This window comes from Streptococcus parauberis NCFD 2020, from assembly GCF_000187935.1.
Taxonomy (GTDB): Bacteria; Bacillota; Bacilli; order Lactobacillales; family Streptococcaceae; genus Streptococcus; species Streptococcus parauberis.
In genome coordinates, this window is record NZ_AEUT02000001.1 from 1,111,033 (window position 1) to 1,129,980 (window position 18,948).

Consider the following 18,948-nt stretch of genomic DNA (forward strand, 5'->3'; position numbering starts at 1 on the left):
GTTGGGTAATCAAACGAAGTGTATCATTTACTGCCTGATTATGAACGATTCATCCTAAACGGTTAATATACGACCTAAACTGTCATAAAATAAAAAAGAGAAGTTTCCTTCTCTCTTTTTTAATAATCTAAACCGTCTGAATGTCCTTTGGCGTTACCCACAAAGAATCCAGTTTTGCAGTTGATAGAGAACAAATAAGTTCCGTCAGCTTTAAACATATTGTAGTAACCATTACCATTTACAATGTTTACTGGTTCTAAGATATAATTATTTCCTGAAATATAACCACGAGCTTGAGCTGTTGCAACAACTTTTTCTAGAATACCTGGGCTAAATAGCCAAGCAGGATTAGTTGTATCTGCGATCACAGCGCTATTATAAGGGACACGAGATAAATCTCGTTGAAGACCTGAATAGTTACCTGAAGGAATTTGTGTACTTGGAGCTGCATTATTGGTATTTGCAGATGAACCATTGTTAGTGGTTGAACCTGCAGCTTGATTAGCACTTGCAGCAGCGTTTGCTTGACCTTGTTGTTCTGCAGCATCAGCAGCTTTCTTATCTTCTTCAGCTTTTTTGCTTGCAGCCGCCTTTTCTGCCTCAGCTTTTTTACTCAATTGATCACGACCGTCTTTAATTGCCGATTGAATTAAGAGATCTAAACTTGGATTACCAGTATTAACTAAATCATCTTTCAAATCATCAAACTTGGCATTTGACTTAACGGTAGCGCTAATTTTCTTACCATCTTTAATGGCCTCAGTAGAGAATTTACCATTAACGGCCTCGATAGCTGTAACTTGCTTTTTCAAAGCATCAAATTTTTCTTTAGCTTTGTCGTAATATGCAGTACCTTTTAAATCTTTAAGAGCTGTTTCCAAATCGCCTAATTTTGCAAAAGATTCATTTTTCAACTTATCTTTTTTCTCATCAGTAAAGAAACCGGCATAAACATCTGTAAATGCTTTGTTTTTCTTTTTGGCTATTGCTGCGCTTGACGATTTTTCTTTTTTACTAGTAGTTTGTTTTGTTGAAGGATCTGTCTTTGTACTTGTGGATGACCCTTTTAGATAATCCATTCCAAAGAAGATAGCTAAGATTAATAGAATTAACGCGAGCAAACTTGCTAGAATTTTTTTCATCTTGCCAGAAGATTTTCTAGGCTTTTCATTATCAGCAAGAATACTTTGTCTTGACTCAGTTGATTCTGACACTGCTTCATTTTTATCTTCAGCAACTACTGGATCAGAAGCGAGAGTTGATGCACCAATTCCAGCACCAGCGCCAGCGATTGCTGCGCCAGCAGCACCTGAATCTTCTTCAGTTTGATTTGGCTCTTCTGAAATTATTTCTTCTTGTTCAGATTTCGACAGTTCTTCTCGTTGTTTTTTAATAAAGTTATCAAGTGTTTCTGTATCAAGCGTTTCTAAGTCAGAATATTTGGTATCAAATTTTTGTGATGCCACTTCTTCTCTATGCTGTTTAATATACTTATCAAGGATATTATCATTTTCAGTCACGCCTGCTTTGATTTCTGAATCCTTACGAACTGCTTCACCAACAGTCATATTTTTAGCTTGATCTATATCAAGGGACTGACCTTCTTGGTTAATTTCAAAATCTTTATTTTCTTCTGACACGATATTACCTCTCTGCAAGATTTCTCTTCACACGCTCACCATAAAATTGATATAAATCTACTTTTAAGGTGCCGTTATAAAGTTTACGTTTTTTATCCGCTTTTCTTCCAAATTTCTTTTCAAAATTTTCATCACTAGTTAATATGAATTGGCTCCATGTTTTTAGTGGTGCAAAGGATTGACCCATTTCATTATACAAAATGTCAACAGCTTTGTCATCCAGTAATCGTTCACCATATGGTGGATTAGAAATCAGTACACCATTAACTTTATCAGTTTTCAAGTCTTGTAAACGCATCTGTTTAAAGGTAATGACATCTGCTAAACCTGCCTCAACAGCATTTTCTTTAGCAATCTCAATTAGACGGGCATCGATATCAAAGCCTGAAATATCTAATTTAACATCGTAATTAGCTTGTTCGTCTGCTTCATTTCTGACTTTTTCAACTAAGTCTTTATCTACCCAATTCCACTCTTCACAAGCAAATGAGCGATTAAATCCTGGTGCAATATTCATCCCAATTAAAGCTGCTTCAATACAAAATGTACCAGAACCACAAGTTGGATCAATCAAGGGCTTATCAGGGTACCAATTTGTTAAAGCTAAGATGGCTGCTGCCATATTTTCTTTAATTGGTGCGCCACCTTTTTGACTACGGTACCCACGCTTAAATAAACTTGTACCAGTTGTATCAATCATAATTGTCGCCACATCTTTAAGAATGGAAACTTCTAATTTGAACTCTGCACCAATCTCTTGTAGAGGGACACCCTCGGGACGATGGTAATGTTTCTGAAGTTTTTTAACAACAGCTTTTTTGGTAATAGCTTGAACACTTGGTTCGTTATGCAATTTAGATTTAACACATTTCGCTTTAGCAATTGGAAACTTAGCTCCCAGTGGAATATAGTCTTCCCAATCTAAATTGGTTACCCCTTGAAAGAGTTCTTCAAAAGTACGGGCTGGAAACTGACCAACGATAATTTTAATTCTATCGGCAGCACGTAACCATAAATTGGTTTTAATGATAGCTTCTACATCACCATCAAAAAAGACCTTACCATTTTCAACTTTACAATCAAAACCAAGGTTTTTGATTTCTTTTCCAACTACAGATTCAAGACCTGCGGCAACTGTTGCAACCAGTTTAAAATTTTGTTTCATTTCAAATTTCTTTCTCTTAATTAAATAAAAGCTAGCAATAGCTAGCTTAACCTATTATGCAATTTTCTATAAGCCATGTTTTGTTCCAGAGATGACTAGGTATCATCTCCTTCGATAATCATCTGTCTACCGTATAACAGTCAGAATAGCTCGTTCTTGTTTCCAATCTATTCCATGCCCCGACCAAAGTTTGGGTTGCTAGCTTGAGGGGTTTACCGCGTTCCATTTCCTACGTTTCCATAGAAACTGCGTCACTGTGGCACTTTCAGAAATACTAAAACATATCCGAAGACTTAGCTCGTTCTTTCGCCGTAATGCATTTCTGCATCCCTAGGCTTATTTTTTCGCCTAGCACAAACACTACCGGCATCACAGCCGGTGCTAGCATGGACTTTCCTCATAGTATTGAAATACTACGCGATTATCCAAAAATTGCACATTAGCTTATTACTCTACAATTTGTTTGCCAAAAACTTCTTTTTCAAGTCGGCTAATGCGTTTTAATATATCAAAATTAGTGGCTGTTTGAGTCACTCTAGTTGGTTGAACAGGAGCAGGACGTTCTTCTTGAATGTTACTTCGAGCTTGATTTCCTTGGCGTCTCAACTGTTCAATTTCAGATTTCAATCCTTCAATTTCAGCAATATATGTTTCATAATCTTTGATAACATTGTCTAAAAATTCATCAACTTCTTTTTTATCAAAGCCCCGCATACTTGTTTTAAATTCTTGTTCAAAAATGTCCTTTGGACTATAAATAATACTTGTCATTCTATACTCTCCGACCGGTCTTTCTTCTCTGATGTCAGAATTCTGATATCACTATTAATCATACAGAAAAACAAACTAAAAAGCAAGTATTAAAATAGTTATTACTATTAAAATAAGATTACTGATCTTCTACTATTTCATTAAGTCGTTCAAAGGTTAACGAATCAACTAAATAGCCTGGTTGTGCTTTTAAAAATTTAACTAGATACTTCAAATTTGTGACATTTTCTTCATCATAAAAGATGTAAGCTTTATCTGTATTATCCGCTAAAAACTGATTGTATTGTTTAAACTGGCCTGGATTTTCATATGACGGAAAACAATATTTAACAAAATCAACTTGACGAAAGACACGTAACTTATTCTGGTTACTCTCGTTCCAATTCTCACCGTGATTTTCAAAGATAAATATTGTTGCCAAATTAATAGGGTAATCATTTTTTAATTCTTGACAAACCTCAAGAGCCCAATATTCAAATCCTAAGTTACCAGTAAAGATAAACCATTCAATTCCTTCTTCTATATATGCAATAATATCTTTCTTTATAGCTATTTTGATATATGGAATTCGCTTATCTTTATCTTGAAATATTCCTAAATCGGAACTCCTATAGCCACTGATTAGAATTGCAGTCATTTTATGTAAACCTTTCAGAAATTATGATATAATAAGAATGCTTAAATTTCTCATTAAGTCAATGAAGATAGGAGAACAATGGTTAACTACCCTCATCATCTTAAACGGAAAAATGCAAGCCCTGTTCAAACAAAGAAAAAAGAGTCAAAAGTTGATTTTGCAAATCGTGGGATGTCATTTGAAGCAGCAATTAATGCCACAAATGATTATTACCTCTCTCGACATCTTGCTGTTATCCATAAAAAACCTACACCAATACAAATTGTCAAAGTTGACTATCCACATCGAAGTCGAGCCAAAATTGTCGAAGCTTATTTCAGACAAGCTTCCACTACTGACTATTCCGGTGTATATAAAGGGTACTATATAGATTTCGAAGCCAAGGAAACACGGCAAAAAACGGCCATGCCCATGAAGAATTTCCATGCACATCAGATAGAGCATATGGCTTCGGTTTTAGAACAAAAGGGAATTTGCTTTGTCCTTTTACACTTTTCAACCCTAAAAGAAACATATTATCTTCCAGCTGAAAAATTGATAGCTTTTTATCAAATTGATAAGGGCAACAAGTCAATGCCACTTGATTATATCAAAAAAAACAGTTTCCCGATAATTATTGGAGCCTTTCCCCAGGTTCCTTACTTAGATATTATAGAAGAAAATTTTATAGGCGGTGATTAAAATCAAAAATCCAACAGTTAGAAAAATACTAAAATATGCAATCGCAGGTATCCTTAGTTTTATCATTATTTCAATTCTTTTCGGCGGACTTTTATTCGCATTTTATGTAAGTTCAGCTCCAAAACTTTCAGAAACATCACTTAAGTCAACTAATTCCAGCTTGGTTTATGATGCAAACAATAAATTAATTGCTGACCTCGGGTCTGAAAAACGAGAAAACGTTACAGCTGACAGCATTCCGTTAAATTTGGTTAATGCCATCACTTCAATTGAAGATAAACGTTTCTTCAATCATCGAGGAGTGGACTTATATCGTATTCTGGGAGCAGCTTTCCATAACTTAACCAGCTCTACTACTCAAGGTGGTTCAACTTTAGACCAACAGCTTATCAAGTTAGCTTATTTCTCTACTAAGGAATCTGACCAAACATTGAAACGTAAAGCTCAAGAAGTTTGGCTATCACTTAAAATGGAAAGAAAATATACTAAGCAAGAAATCCTAACTTTCTATATCAATAAAGTTTATATGGGAAATGGGAACTATGGTATGTTAACAGCTTCTAAAGCATATTATGGGAAAGACTTAAAAGATTTATCTTTTGCTCAACTAGCTTTACTTGCTGGGATACCACAAGCACCTAATCAGTACGATCCATATGCAAATCCTCAAGCCGCAACTACTCGCCGTAATGTGGTACTGCAACAAATGTATCACGATAAAAATTTAACTAAATCAGAATATGATGAAGCAATTAACACACCTGTCAATGATGGATTAAAACCCTTAAAACAGACTTCAAGTTATCCTAAATATATGGATAATTATTTGAAGCAAGCAATTGCACAAGTTAAATCCGAAACTAATAAAGATATTTTTACATCAGGTCTTAAAGTTTATACAAATTTAGTTCCTGATGCCCAACAACGTCTTTATGATATTTATAACACAGAGGATTATGTTTACTACCCTGATGATAAATTCCAAGTAGCTTCAACAATTGTAGATGTAACAAATGGTCATGTAATTGCTCAGTTAGGTGGTAGAAATCAAGATTCAAATGTTTCATTTGGAACAAACCAAGCTGTTCTGACTGACCGAGATTGGGGTTCAACTATGAAACCAATTTCTGCTTATGCTCCAGCAATTGAATCTGGAACATATAATTCAACATCACAATCAACAAATGACTCCATCTACTACTGGCCTGGAACACAAACACAACTATATGACTGGGATCGTAAGTACAATGGTTGGATGACCATTCAAACTGCTATCCAACAATCACGTAATGTTCCAGCAGTTAGAGCACTTGAAGCTGCAGGTTTAGAAACAGCTAAATCATTCTTGAATGGTTTAGGTATTGACTATCCTGAAATGAATTATTCAAATGCTATCTCAAGTAATAACAGTGGTACTGGAGACAAGTATGGTGCAAGCAGTGAAAAAATGGCTATAGCCTATGCTGCATTTGCAAACGGTGGTACATATTACAAACCTCAATACATCAACAAAATTGAATTTAGTGATGGTACAAAAAAAGTCTTTGAAAATAAAGGCTCCCGTGCTATGAAAGAAACAACGGCCTACATGATGACAGATATGATGAAAACCGTTTTAACTTATGGTACAGGGGTTGATGCACAGATTCCTGGCGTTGTTCAAGCTGGTAAAACAGGAACTTCAAACTATACCGATGATGAGCTTGCAAAAATTTCGGCAGAAACTGGACTATATCCTGATTATGTTGGAACAATGGCTCCAGACGAGAACTTTGTCGGATTTACTAATAAATATGCCATGGCAGTTTGGACTGGTTATAAAAGCCGTCTAACTCCAGTGTATGGAGAAGGCTTGAAGGTAGCAACAAGTGTATACCGTAATATGATGGCTTATGTCACTGAAGGATATAGTGAAGACTGGTTAATGCCAACTGGTTTATATCGCAGTGGTGGCTTCCTCTATTTAAGTGGAACATACACCACTAATAATAATTATGGTAGTTCAGTTTACAATAACATCTATGGTAATTCAAGTAGCTCAAAAGCTTCATCAGATTCAAATTCAAGTAGTGCTAGTGCTTCTACACCTGAAAGTTCTGATTCATCGACTGCATCTGAAACAGATCCCAGTACTACGCCTCCTACGAGTGATACTACTCCTAGCGTAAGACCATGAAATGGTAACGGTAATGGAACAGCTGGTCAATAAATAAAAAAATCGGAGGAATGGCACTGCACCCCAATAGTGGGACAGAAGAAAAACACTCTTATGAAACCAATTTTCTGAATTGAACAGGAGATTGGTTTTTTAAATGACGTTGAATTCTAGTTTCATTATAAAATGTTATGTAATTTTTAACAATATTTGTTATACTAACTTTGTTGTGTTTTCTCCTATCTTGGAGATAAAAGGTTTCAGTCTTTAAAGCGGAGTGAAACCATTCAATACAGGCGTTATCTGCAGGTGTCCCTTTTCGAGACATTGAGCGGGTAATGCCTTTTTCAATACAAGCGAGATAGTAAGCATGTGATGTATAGACAGATCCTTGATCACTGTGTAATAGGACTCCTGATTCTAAATCAAGTTGATTAAGGGTATCAAGTACAAGATCATTGTCCTGTGTATCTGAAATAGTATAGGCCACAATTTCACGATTATAAAGGTCCATAATAGATGACAAGTATAAGGTAGTTTTTCCAAAGTTGAGATAAGTAATATCTGTAACTAGTTTTTGTAATGGTCTGGTTGCCTTAAAGTCACGGTCTAGCTTATTGTCTGTGACGTAGTATGGCCTACCTAATTTAGGGGACTTCTTTATTCTAGTTCGACATAGCCACCCTCTGCTCTTCAACTTTTTCGATAAGACTATCATGAATAGGAGGCTTGATATTAGATTTCCACCGATAATAGGTTGAGCGTGAGACCTTAAAACAGTCCAGAATAAAACCTAATGGATACTGATATCTGTAGTAATCAACTAGCTTGATGAGTGTTACTTTATCGATTTTCTCATCAAGCTTTGATACTTTTTTAAAAGTTCAACTTGTAGTTTTAATTGCTCAACTTCTGATAACTGTTCCATTCCTTGACCGTAAGTATATTGCTTACCTACAGGTTGATGAAAACGATACGTTTCTCCTTTTTGATACCAGCGCCACCATGTATATATCTGGCTTTTATTTTTAATACCAAGTCTATCCATAATAACTTTTTTGGGCTTACCTGATTTCTTCATTTCAATACAGGCTAATTTGGTTTCTAACGAGTAAGCTTTTTTGAACATAATAAAACACTCCTGATTCTATTTTACTAGAATTCTACAGGAGTGTTTTTCTTGTGTCTCATTTATTGGGTGCAGTGCCGAATCTCCGATTTTTTTATTTTGCTAAAGCTCCCATTGGGTCCCAAGGTGCTAATACCTGAGCTTCTCCTTCAAAAGCAGCTAATTCATTTTCTGCTAAAAATTCTTTTCGAACAACAATTTGATAAGTGTACTCATCCATCCAGGCATCTGAAGCAACAAAGTAGCCCTTTTCACCAACCTTATCTCCCCAAGAATTTTCTACCTTCCATTTAATTGGAGTACCATATTGATCTAAATCAACTCCTGTTAAAACCATAGCGTGTGTCATTAAACTTTCACTATAGTCTAATCGACCAGCTTTATCTTGACTCAAAACAATATCCATACTTGATGTAAAATCATAAGTATTTGTTGCTAAGATTCCCTTTTGTCTATCCGATACTTGACCAACATCTGAACCAAACCAAACAGTTTCGCCACTTTCCATTTGTTTAATAGCTAATTCTTTGAATCTGTTCATCTCAACATTTAAGTAACGAACTTCTGGACCACCTACAACATTTCCAAGCATTTCAACCGTATATGCCTTTCCATATGGTTTATCAGCTGTTGGCGCATTAATAATAGAAACATAGTCAGATAGCTTTAATCCCACATATTTTTCATAGAATGCTTTAGGTGTAATTGCTTTTTCTGCTTGATAATTATTATCTTTATCACGGAATGCAAAGTCAAATTGACGAGGAGGTAATCCGAGGTTGATAGCTAAGAAATTGAATATTTCTGTTAGTAGTTCTTCTTTCTTATTCTGAATAGTCTCCTCTTTTTGACCAGACGAAATTAGCTCACGCAAAATTTGAGCATCTTGTCTCAATAACTTATTGAGATATTGATTCAATTCTCGACTATTACTTGATGAAATAGATTCTGGATAAACTGATTTTGGAACAACTCCATATTTGTCAAATAAAGCTACTACCATATCCCATTGACCACCGTCTTGTTGAGGTACATCTAAAAGAAATTTAACTTTACGACTAGTTAACTCTTGGTCTGCTGTTGCAATAACTTGTTCCATAAACCAATTTGATTTTTCATATTTATCCCAGAAGAATGTATGAGCTTGAGAAAGCTCAAAGTTCTCTAATTGGAAATCTGTGATTAATTTGTGACGGAATGTATTTAATGCGGCAAACATCCAGCATCTTCCGGATGCTTTTTGATTTGATACTTCATCCTTGGTTAAATCAATTGAAAAAGCAAAATTATTGTCAATTTCACTTTGTCTAGTTTCTAGTGATTTTAACAAGCCATTATGAGTAACTGCATTTTCTACTGCTGAAAATTTAGCATTTGTCTCATATTGATTGAACAATTTTTCTGTGAAGTTTTTTGTAAGTTCTGTCATAGTGTCCTCCATTTTTATTTACTCTTCTATTATATTCCTTATTTAAATTTCTTCAATACAAAAAAGTTAGGTTTCCCTAACTTTTTACTTTTTATTTCCAGAAATCATCAAAAATTGTAATTGGTAAATGCCGTTTATGTTTGCCTTTATTCCACCAAGATTCAATTTTATTCTGAGCATCTTTGCTAATTTGCTTACCTTCTAAATAATCATCAATATCATTGTAGGTTACCCCCAATGCTACCTCGTCAGCAATACCTGGTTTATTTTCTTCCAGATCCGCAGTCGGTACTTTTTCATAAAGTGATTTATCAGCGTCCAGCTCTTTCAATAAGGCTCTTCCCTGACGCTTGTTCAATCTAAACAATGGTAAGATATCTGCACCGCCATCACCAAACTTAGTAAAGAAAGCAGTAATATTTTCAGCTGCATGATCTGTTCCAATCACTGCCCCACTGGTTTGTCCTGCTATAGCATATTGGGTAATCATCCGTTGACGTGCCTTGATGTTTCCTTTGTTGAAATCAGAAACCACAACTCCTGCTTGTTCTAAAGCTTCAACTTGTGCATCAACTGCCTCTTTAATATTAACAGTTAATGATTGGTCAGGCATGATAAATGATAATGCTTTTTGAGCATCCGATTCATCCGCTTGAACACCATATGGTAAACGAACTGCGATGAATTGGTAACTACTGTCATTTTGTTCTGCTCTTAATTCAGCAATTGCAATTTGAGCTAATCGGCCCGCAAGGGTTGAATCTTGTCCACCAGAAATCCCTAAAACAAGTGTCTTTAAAAAGCTATGTTTAAGCATGTATGCCTTTAAAAAGTCCACAGATTTTCTAATTTCCTCAAGTGGTTCAATTGTCGGTTTAACACCTAGTTGTTTGATGATTTCCTCTTGTAATGTCATGTTAAGTCACCTGCTCCCAATGCTTCTTTACGAATTTTGTCAATGAGTGCCATTTTATTTTCCCAAACATCACGCGCTAAGTCAACTGGATAATCTTGCGGATTTAAAATACGTTTATACTCATCCCAAAGGTTATCAAATGCTCTGCGTGCATAATCTTGAATTTCTTTCAAACTTGGTAAATCATAGATTCGTTTACCATCCACAAAGATGTCAACCAAAAGCGGAACTGCATCGAAATCTTTTACGGTTTTATTGATATAAGTATAGGTCGGATGGAACATTTCAATTTCTGTTAAATGATTAACATCAATATCTGTAAAGGTTAGATAATCACCTTCTGATTTCCCTTTAGCACGACTTGTAATCCGCCATACTTGTTTTTTACCTGGAGTAGAGACTTTTTCAGCATTGTTGGAAAGTTTAATAGTATCACGCATGTTTCCATTATCATCTTCAATAGAAACAATTTTATAAACAGCACCTAAAGCAGGTTGATCGTATGCAGTGATAAGTTTTGTCCCAACACCCCAAACATCAATTTTTGCTTTTTGCATTTTTAAACTCAAAATCGTTTCTTCATCTAAATCATTTGAAGCATAAATTTTTGCATCTGGAAAACCAGCCTCATCCAATTGTTGGCGTACTTTTTTTGAAAGATAAGCCAAATCTCCTGAATCTAAACGAACACCAAGGAAATTAATCTTATCGCCCATTTCCTTAGCAACTTTTATTGCATTAGGTACACCCACACGAAGCGTATCATAAGTATCCACAAGGAAGACACAGTCCTTATGACTTTGAGCATAAGCTTTAAAAGCTTGGTAATCATTGCCGTAAGTTTGAACTAATGCATGAGCATGAGTTCCTGAAACAGGGATATCAAAGAGCTTACCAGCACGTACATTACTAGTCGCATTTGCACCACCAATAACAGCTGCGCGGGTGCCCCAGATAGCAGCATCTAATTCTTGTGCACGTCTAGTACCAAATTCAAGTAAAGGTTCGTCTTCTATTACGGAACGAATACGCGCTGCTTTTGTAGCAATCAAGGTTTGAAAATTAACAATGTTCAATAAGGCTGTTTCGACAAGTTGACACTGCCCAAGAGGTCCTTCGATTTGAACAATTGGTTCATTGGCAAAAACTAAATCTCCCTCTTTAGCAGAGCGAACAGTCAATTCCAATTTCATATTTGACAAATAATCAAGAAAAGCCTGATTATAACCTAAGTCCATTAAGTAAGCCAAATCTGTTTCTGAAAATGATAAATTTTCCAGATAGTTTACGACTCTTTCTAAACCAGCAAAAACAGCATAGCCATTTTCAAATGGTTCCTTCCGAAAATAGACTTCAAAAACCGCATTTTTATTATGGATGCCTTGCTCAAAATAAACTTGCATCATATTTAACTGATATAAATCAGTATGAAGTGTTAAACTGTCATCTTTATACATTGAGGTGACTCCTTTAAATTATTGTTAATATTATAACATAATTTTGACAAGTCTTTAGTTCTCTTGGTTTATATATTAAAGTTTTTATAAAATAAAAAAAGATGATAATTATCATCTTTTTATTTATTAAATCGTCTATTACAGTAAATCCCAAATGCGACAATCCAGACTGTGGCACCAATTGCTCCAATATATGTTGAACTTTGAAGGAACAATGAGATAAATACTAAGGCAAAGAAAACAAGTGTAATTGGAGTTGTAATTTTATAGGCTGGCATTATGAAACCATCTGGCATAAAGTCAGCAGACTGACGATATTTCCAATGAGCAATCATGGTAAGAGCATAGATAGCAATATATACACCTGATGATGATGCTGCAATTAAGGCAAAAGCATCAGAGATTCCAGGAATGATAGTAAAAATTGCTGATATACCAACAACAATTGCTGAAAAGATAATCGCACGACTTGGAACACCTTGTTTTGATAAGGTATTTAGTTTTAAATCTTTAGTTAATTTATTTGGATTTTCATTAGCTAATTGATACATATGACGTCCAGTTGAGTATAATACTGAGTTTAATGCAGATGCTGAAGACGTTAATACAACAAAGTTGATTAAAGCAGCAGCCCATTTGATACCAAGTAAACGAAAGACCATAACAAATGGTGACTGATTAACTGGTAAATCAGTCCAAGGAACAATTGCCATAATTGAAATTAGTGACCCAACATAGAAGATAACAATACGAACAGGAATATCTTTAATAGCTTTAGGTAAAACTTTTCTTGGATTAGCAGTTTCTGATGTTGTGATACCAACAAATTCAATGGCTTGGTAAGCAAAGAAAACCATTTGGAAGCCCATCAAGAATTTTAAGATACCATTCGGAAACACTGAGAAATGATTGCTAATATTAGCTAAACTAGCATGCCCTTCAGGTGTTTTAAATCCTGTCATGACCATAAAAATACCAGTTGCAATTAAAGATAAAATAGCCACGATTTTAATCATCGCGAACCAAAATTCTGTTTCCCCAAATAATCGAACCGCAATCAAATTGACTGATGCTAATATTGCAAGGAAAACTAACTGAATAAGCCAAGCATGCCAATGAGGGAACCAATACTGGACATAGGTACCAACGGCAGTAAGATCGGCCATACCGATACAAACTAATGAAACCCAATAAGAAAGACCGGAGAAATGTCCCCAACCTGGTCCAATATATTTTGTGATAAAGTTGATAAATGTGTGCTGATCTGGATCATAATACAACATCTCCCCAATAGCACGCATCATGAGGTACATGAAGACGCCTGTAAGGATATAAATCAATATAATTGAAGGTCCTGTTAAAGCAATTGAGCGACCCGCCCCCATAAATAAACCTGTTCCAATAGTACCTGCAATAGCAATTAATTGGACATGTCGATTCTGTAAACCACGAACCATCCCATTCTCAAGTTCATTATGTTCTGACTGTTTTTCTTTTGACATTCTTAACTCCGTTCAATAAAATATGATTATTATACTATATTTTCAGAAAATTGACAACATTAGCTAATCAAAAAGTATTGGTAAAGACCAATCACTTCTTCAATGACTGGTCTTTACTCTTACTTCTCTACTGGTAAATTTTCGATATAATGGTAAACACCTTGTCCTGCAATAGCACCATCACCCACTGCAGTTGTGATTTGTCTTAAATCTTTTTGTCGTACGTCACCGATTGCAAAGATTCCTGGCGTTTTAGTGCGCATATGGTCATCTGTTTCAATCCAACCTTCTGCATTACAGATACCCAAATCTTTAACCATGCTTGTCACTGGTATCATCCCAACATAGATGAAGACACCACCAAATTCAAGTTCAGTGACTTGCCCTGTTTTGACATTTTTTATAGCTACTGATGAAACTTTGATATCACTACCTTTTATTTCTTCAACAACTGAGTCCCAAATAAAGCTTACTTTTTCATTAGCAAAAGCACGGTCTTGCAAAATTTTCTGAGCACGTAATTGGTCTCTACGATGCACGACAGTGACAGACTTTGCAAATTGCGTCAAATAGATAGCTTCTTCAACTGCTGAATCTCCACCACCAACAACTAGTAGGTCTTGATTTCTGAAGAATGCACCATCACAGACTGCACAATAAGATACACCACGACTAGTATAAGTTTCCTCACCAGGTACACCTAAGAGCTTATATTTTGCCCCTGTGGCCACGATGACTGTCTTTGCATCATAATGTTCATCGTCTGCCCAAACACGTTTTACATTTCCTAAATCTTCGACCTTCTCAACAATCCCATAGATATGTTCGACATGGAATTTCTCAAGTGGTTCAAACATTTTCATTGATAACTCAGGCCCAGTAATATTGTCATAACCAGGATAATTTTCAATTTCTGAGGTATTATTCATTTGTCCACCTGGGCCACCTTGTTCAATAATACCAACTTTGAGATTACTTCTCGCTGCATATAAAGCTGCTGTCATCCCAGCAGGGCCAGAGCCAATTATTAGCGTATCATACATCTGTTTTTCTCCTTGTTTGTTTCTTTCATCATTTTATCAGTGTCTACATGCTAATGCAAAAATTATGATTTTAAGACTATCAAGATACTCATAAATGCAAAAGATACTATTGGTATCAGTAGGATGGCAATGGTGATCATTTCATAAAGAAAAGCTTGTTTTTCAGAAGCTGTTTTATCTTTCTTACTTCTAGCTCTTATCAACATCCAAAGGGAGCAAATAATGAGGACCGTAATTGATGATAAGAAAAGTCCTTGCACATAAAGACCAAATAATTCTTGTAACATAGCTTCCTTCTCCCACTTAACACTTTTTCTTTTTCCCGTCCTCTGACAAGAAAAAGCCCAGGTAAACCTAGACTTTACTATTATATCAAATTATTTGTAAAAAAAATAAATTATAAAATGGAATTTGAATATTTCATAAAGAATGCTTTGGTCCGTTCTTCTTTTGGTGAATTAAAAATTTCCTCAGGTGAGCCAGATTCAATCACTTTCCCTTGATCTAAAAATAGTACTTTGTCAGCTACTTGATAAACAAAATCCATATCATGACTTACTAAAATCATTGTCTGTCCTGATTGGGCGGCTAAGGCAATGGCTTTCTCTACTTCACCTACTAATTCAGGGTCTAGTGCTGAAGTTGGTTCATCTAATAATAAAACGTCTGGTTTCATGGCTAACGCACGCGCCAGGGCCACACGCTGTTTTTGTCCACCCGACAAATGTCTTGGGTAGTGATTTTGACGATCAGAAAGACCAACTTTTGCCAGTTCTTCCTGAGCAATCGCTGTCGCCTCTTTATCCGACATTTTTTTAACAACAGTTAAACCCTCTTTGACATTTGCTAGTGCTGTTCTGCGTTCAAATAAATTAAACTGCTGAAAAACCATAGCCAATTTACGTCTTAATAAGAGAATATCATCACCTGAAATTTTTTCTAAGTCAAATGTATTGCCGCCGATTGTTAGTAGACCTGAATCCGGTTTTTCCAAAAAATTTAAGCTCCTTAAAAATGTTGATTTACCAGCTCCAGATGAGCCAACTAAGGCAATAACTTGTCCTTTCTCAATGGTCAACGAAATATCGTCCAAAACTTTTTGTCCTGAAAAGCTCTTGCTTAAATGTGAGATGTTAATCATTAACGTAGTTCTCCAATCATTTTATCACTGACTTGTTTCGGAGCCGGAATGGCCATTCGTCGCTCAATGTATGCGCCTAGCTGTTCGACAAAGAAACTAATTAACCAATAAACTAAAGCTACCGAAATATAGCGCTCAAAATAACGGTAATCCGACCCACCGAGAATTTGGGCTTGCGCAAACATTTCAACAATTCCTGCATTAAAGGCTAAAGATGTACCCTTGGTCAAGCCAATCAAGCCATTGATTAATGTGGGTGTCGCAACTACTGCCGCATTGGGAACGATAACCCTTTGATAGACTTGTTTATTGGACATACCCAGACTTTTAGCAGCCTCAATTTCTCCATCATCGACAGAAAGAATTGCTGCGCGAATAGTCTCACTCATATAAGCTGCCTCGTTAAAGGCAAAAGCTGTAATCGCAAAGAATGACGCAGGAATTGCATTTATATTCCAATTAAGCCCATATGTAAGGTTCAAATATTTTAGAAATAAAGGTATCCCATAATAGGTTAACATTAATTGAACAAGAATTGGTGTGCCTCTAAGAAAACTAACAAAGACCGCTTGAATCGGGTAGAGTACTTTTACACGGTTAATTTTTACAATAGCAAAAAGCAGTGCTAAAAGTAAGCCAATAATTGCACCAATGATTGTGAGCAACAAAGTAATTGGTAAGCGATTAATAATATCTGGAATAGCATCAAAGACAGCTCGCCAACTAAATAATTTTCCTTCTGGTATTTTTGCTGTTAACTGATGAAACCAATCCCATGAACTGGCTAAATATAAATGTGACATAGCAACTCCTTTTAATAATAGTACCCTATAGTCTATCATTGCCTCTTAAATCTGTAAAATATGAATATACTATGACCTTAATAGAAAAACCTTATCACCAACCAGTGACAAGGTTTTTAGTTATTTAATTGAGGAAACAAAGTCATCTTCAAAGAATTGGAGACTCAATTTTTTTAGTTGTCCAGATTTTTTTAGTTTCTTTAGTCTCTTATTGACGTAAATTTGTAGTTCTTTTCCTTTATCATCTTGAGAAAAGATAAAATACTCTAAGCCATCCTTTTCATCTCCTACTTGCCCTTTCAAGTTGGTTACTTTCAAATCAAATCCTTGATCCTTAATTGCCGTTTTTAAAGAAATGGCATCATACAAAAGGAAATCTAATTGCCCATCTTCAAGCATTTGTAAACGTTGTGTATATGGTGTAGACGAACCAGCATACGTTAAACCAATCGGTTTTTTGTCTGGATTTTGTTTATTCCATTTTTCCATAATTTGCATATAGTTTGCTCCAGAAATTCCCTGCGTTTTCTTACCAGACAGGTCTTTCAAGTGTGATATATCTGTTTTGCCTTTAGTGGCTATTGCAAAATTAGATTTAGAAATTGGACTTGAAAAGAGATATTTTGCTTCTCTTTCTTTACTGAAGGCAAAGTCATTGGCAGCAATTTGGTAACGTCCCGCATCAATTCCTGTTAAGATTGATGGAAAAGCTACTGTTTGCACAGATAACTTATACTTTTTTGAGTCTTTGAAGACTGCTTTTAGTACCTCAATATCATATCCTGTGTCCTTTTTACCTTCTTTATATGTAAATGGTTTTGTCGCACTATCAGTGGCTACAATAACTTCTTCCTTAGTATCAGCCTTCACAGTTGAAATACCAATTGCCATTAGTAATAAAAGTATGCCCATAAATCCTGTTATCAATTTTTTCATTCTCGTAACCCCTTTTTTCTTATGTCACTATAGTAGCAAAAATTGAATTGTCTATCTAATACAGCTTTTCTATCAAGGCAATAATAAATTTTTATCACAAAAAAAAGAGAGCCCTTTGGGACTATCTTTTTATTCAGATTAGAAACTTTGTTTCTTTGATTTACGTTCAGCACGACCCTTAGCACGGCCTTCCGCACGACGTTCTTTACGACGCTTTTCATCAACAACCCATTGAATTTTTTTCTTATAGGCTGGCTTAACTTTTTTCTTTTTCTTTTTAACAAGACCAATCATCTCAGTATCAAGCTTCTTATATGATTTTTCTCTTGATTGACGACGATCACGATCATAAGTATCTTCAAATTGCCCATTTTTCAACACTTTTGGTACAAACTGAATTCCTAATTTTTCAAGTTCTTTAATATCAGAATCATCACTAGGCTTATAAAGGGTGATAGCTGTTCCCGACATACCATTACGACCAGTACGACCAACACGGTGCACAAAGAATGATAAATCTTGGGGAATTGCATCATTGATTATGTGACTCACACCCTCAATATCGATTCCTCGCGCAGCTAGGTCTGTCGCTACGATATACTGAAAGTCAAGCTTTTTAACTTGGTTCATAATCCGTTTACGTTCTCTTGGCGGAACACCACCATGAATTTTAGCTACTTTAAGTCCATTAGCAACAAGGAAAGAATGAAGTTCATCTGCTCTTTCTTTTGTATTAACAAATAGCATAGCTAAATAGGGATTCATGTTTTGGAGAATGGACAGAATCTGACTATTATTATCTCTACCTTTAGTTGACACTAACCAATTTTCGATGGTATCCGCAATCACTGTTTGAGTTTTAATTTGTTCAATAACTGGATTAGTTAGATATTTTTTCAAAAATGGTTGTAATTTTTGTGGGATAGTAGCTGAAAAGACTAAAATTTGTACCGCTTTCGGAAGAGCTGACGCAATTTTATCAACAGTGTCTAGGAATCCCATATCCATTGTCATATCAGCTTCATCAACAACAAATGTTGTTGCTTTATGAATTTCTAAATCACCTGATTTAACTAAATCATAAATCCGTCCTGGTGTCCCCACAACAATATGAGGTTGAGAAACTTTCAATTTTTCAATTTGACGGAGTTTATCTGTTCCACCAACATAGTTAACTAAACGAATTTCTTTATCTGAATGGCTTGCAATTTGTTTTGCTGCATCAAAAATTTGAGTAGCTAATTCACGACTTGGTGCCGTGATTAAAACTTGAACTTGTGCTAAATCTTCGTCCAATTTCTCAAAAATTGGCAACAAGAAAGTATGAGTCTTACCAGACCCAGTTTTTGATTCACCTACTAAATCACGACCAGAATTAACGATTGGAATAAGTTTTTTCTGAACATCAGTTGGTTCAGTAAACTTGATTGCATCCAGGGCATCCTGAATGTATTGTTTAAAATTATAATCTTTAAATGACATATTAACCTCTTTTTCTCTCATATTATAACATTAAAGCTAAAGACAAGCAAAATGCAGTGCA

General features: G+C 35.4%; 16 protein-coding genes, 1 other RNA gene and 1 pseudogene. 2 read left to right on the forward strand and 16 right to left on the reverse strand.

The features are described from left to right. Positions 1 to 119 precede the first annotated feature (119 nt). The 5 genes from SPB_RS05560 to SPB_RS05575 form a co-directional block, all read right to left on the reverse strand. On the reverse strand, positions 120 to 1,640 hold the full coding sequence (locus SPB_RS05560) for a cell division site-positioning protein MapZ family protein (RefSeq protein ID WP_003104633.1): 1,521 nt from the start codon (positions 1,638 to 1,640) through the stop codon (positions 120 to 122). A gap of 4 nt (positions 1,641 to 1,644) precedes the next feature. Further along, complete coding sequence (locus SPB_RS05565) at positions 1,645 to 2,805, reverse strand: THUMP domain-containing class I SAM-dependent RNA methyltransferase (RefSeq protein ID WP_003104991.1); 1,161 nt, start codon at positions 2,803 to 2,805, stop codon at positions 1,645 to 1,647. Positions 2,806 to 2,869: 64 nt separating this feature from the next. Beyond that, an RNA gene (gene rnpB, locus SPB_RS11060) (RNase P RNA component class B) lies at positions 2,870 to 3,238 on the reverse strand. Between the two features lie 14 nt (positions 3,239 to 3,252). Next, a complete protein-coding gene (gpsB, locus tag SPB_RS05570) occupies positions 3,253 to 3,576 on the reverse strand; it encodes a cell division regulator GpsB (RefSeq protein WP_003105833.1) in 324 nt (107 codons plus the stop codon). 118 nt (positions 3,577 to 3,694) lie between these two features. Next, the gene (locus SPB_RS05575; protein WP_003103895.1) at positions 3,695 to 4,213 is read right to left on the reverse strand and encodes an SLOG family protein; all 519 of its coding nucleotides are present in this window, start codon (positions 4,211 to 4,213) and stop codon (positions 3,695 to 3,697) included. Positions 4,214 to 4,291: 78 nt separating this feature from the next. Between SPB_RS05575 and recU the strand changes: the two genes are divergently transcribed. Both recU and pbp1a read left to right on the forward strand, forming a co-directional pair. Further along, a complete protein-coding gene (gene recU / locus SPB_RS05580; protein ID WP_003105133.1) occupies positions 4,292 to 4,894 on the forward strand; it encodes a Holliday junction resolvase RecU in 603 nt (200 codons plus the stop codon). After that, a complete protein-coding gene (pbp1a, locus tag SPB_RS05585) occupies positions 4,887 to 7,070 on the forward strand; it encodes a penicillin-binding protein PBP1A (RefSeq protein WP_003105041.1) in 2,184 nt (727 codons plus the stop codon). The genes recU and pbp1a overlap by 8 nt, the downstream gene beginning before the upstream one ends. A gap of 91 nt (positions 7,071 to 7,161) precedes the next feature. Here pbp1a and SPB_RS11065 read toward each other — a convergent pair. From SPB_RS11065 to SPB_RS05645, 11 genes and pseudogenes are all read right to left on the reverse strand, one after another. Next, positions 7,162 to 8,178 (reverse strand): annotated as a pseudogene (locus SPB_RS11065) (IS3 family transposase). Positions 8,179 to 8,272: 94 nt separating this feature from the next. Then, positions 8,273 to 9,607, reverse strand: a complete 1,335-nt coding sequence (pepC, locus tag SPB_RS05600; RefSeq protein WP_003103731.1) for an aminopeptidase C — start codon at positions 9,605 to 9,607, stop codon at positions 8,273 to 8,275. 91 nt (positions 9,608 to 9,698) lie between these two features. Beyond that, positions 9,699 to 10,523 (reverse strand): NAD(+) synthase, encoded by an 825-nt coding sequence (gene nadE, locus SPB_RS05605; protein WP_003104587.1) that lies wholly within the window; start codon positions 10,521 to 10,523, stop codon positions 9,699 to 9,701. After that, positions 10,520 to 11,980, reverse strand: a complete 1,461-nt coding sequence (locus SPB_RS05610; RefSeq protein WP_003105446.1) for a nicotinate phosphoribosyltransferase — start codon at positions 11,978 to 11,980, stop codon at positions 10,520 to 10,522. The genes nadE and SPB_RS05610 overlap by 4 nt, the downstream gene beginning before the upstream one ends. Positions 11,981 to 12,099: 119 nt before the next feature. Then, positions 12,100 to 13,482 (reverse strand): amino acid permease, encoded by a 1,383-nt coding sequence (locus SPB_RS05615; RefSeq protein WP_003102744.1) that lies wholly within the window; start codon positions 13,480 to 13,482, stop codon positions 12,100 to 12,102. A gap of 119 nt (positions 13,483 to 13,601) precedes the next feature. Next, the gene (trxB, locus tag SPB_RS05620) at positions 13,602 to 14,525 is read right to left on the reverse strand and encodes a thioredoxin-disulfide reductase (protein ID WP_003103652.1); all 924 of its coding nucleotides are present in this window, start codon (positions 14,523 to 14,525) and stop codon (positions 13,602 to 13,604) included. Positions 14,526 to 14,587: 62 nt separating this feature from the next. Then, positions 14,588 to 14,812, reverse strand: coding sequence for a DUF4059 family protein (locus SPB_RS05625; protein ID WP_003104578.1), 225 nt, complete (start codon positions 14,810 to 14,812; stop codon positions 14,588 to 14,590). A gap of 110 nt (positions 14,813 to 14,922) precedes the next feature. Next, positions 14,923 to 15,666, reverse strand: a complete 744-nt coding sequence (locus SPB_RS05630) for an amino acid ABC transporter ATP-binding protein (protein ID WP_003105363.1) — start codon at positions 15,664 to 15,666, stop codon at positions 14,923 to 14,925. Then, positions 15,666 to 16,469 carry an amino acid ABC transporter permease gene (locus SPB_RS05635; RefSeq protein WP_003106039.1) on the reverse strand — a complete coding sequence of 268 codons (804 nt, stop codon included), beginning with the start codon at positions 16,467 to 16,469 and terminating at the stop codon, positions 15,666 to 15,668. Before SPB_RS05635 ends, SPB_RS05630 begins: the two co-directional genes overlap by 1 nt. Before the next feature lie 120 nt (positions 16,470 to 16,589). Beyond that, the gene (locus SPB_RS05640; protein ID WP_003103348.1) at positions 16,590 to 17,405 is read right to left on the reverse strand and encodes a transporter substrate-binding domain-containing protein; all 816 of its coding nucleotides are present in this window, start codon (positions 17,403 to 17,405) and stop codon (positions 16,590 to 16,592) included. 138 nt (positions 17,406 to 17,543) lie between these two features. Next, the gene (locus SPB_RS05645) at positions 17,544 to 18,887 is read right to left on the reverse strand and encodes a DEAD/DEAH box helicase (RefSeq protein ID WP_003103994.1); all 1,344 of its coding nucleotides are present in this window, start codon (positions 18,885 to 18,887) and stop codon (positions 17,544 to 17,546) included. Positions 18,888 to 18,948 lie beyond the last annotated feature (61 nt).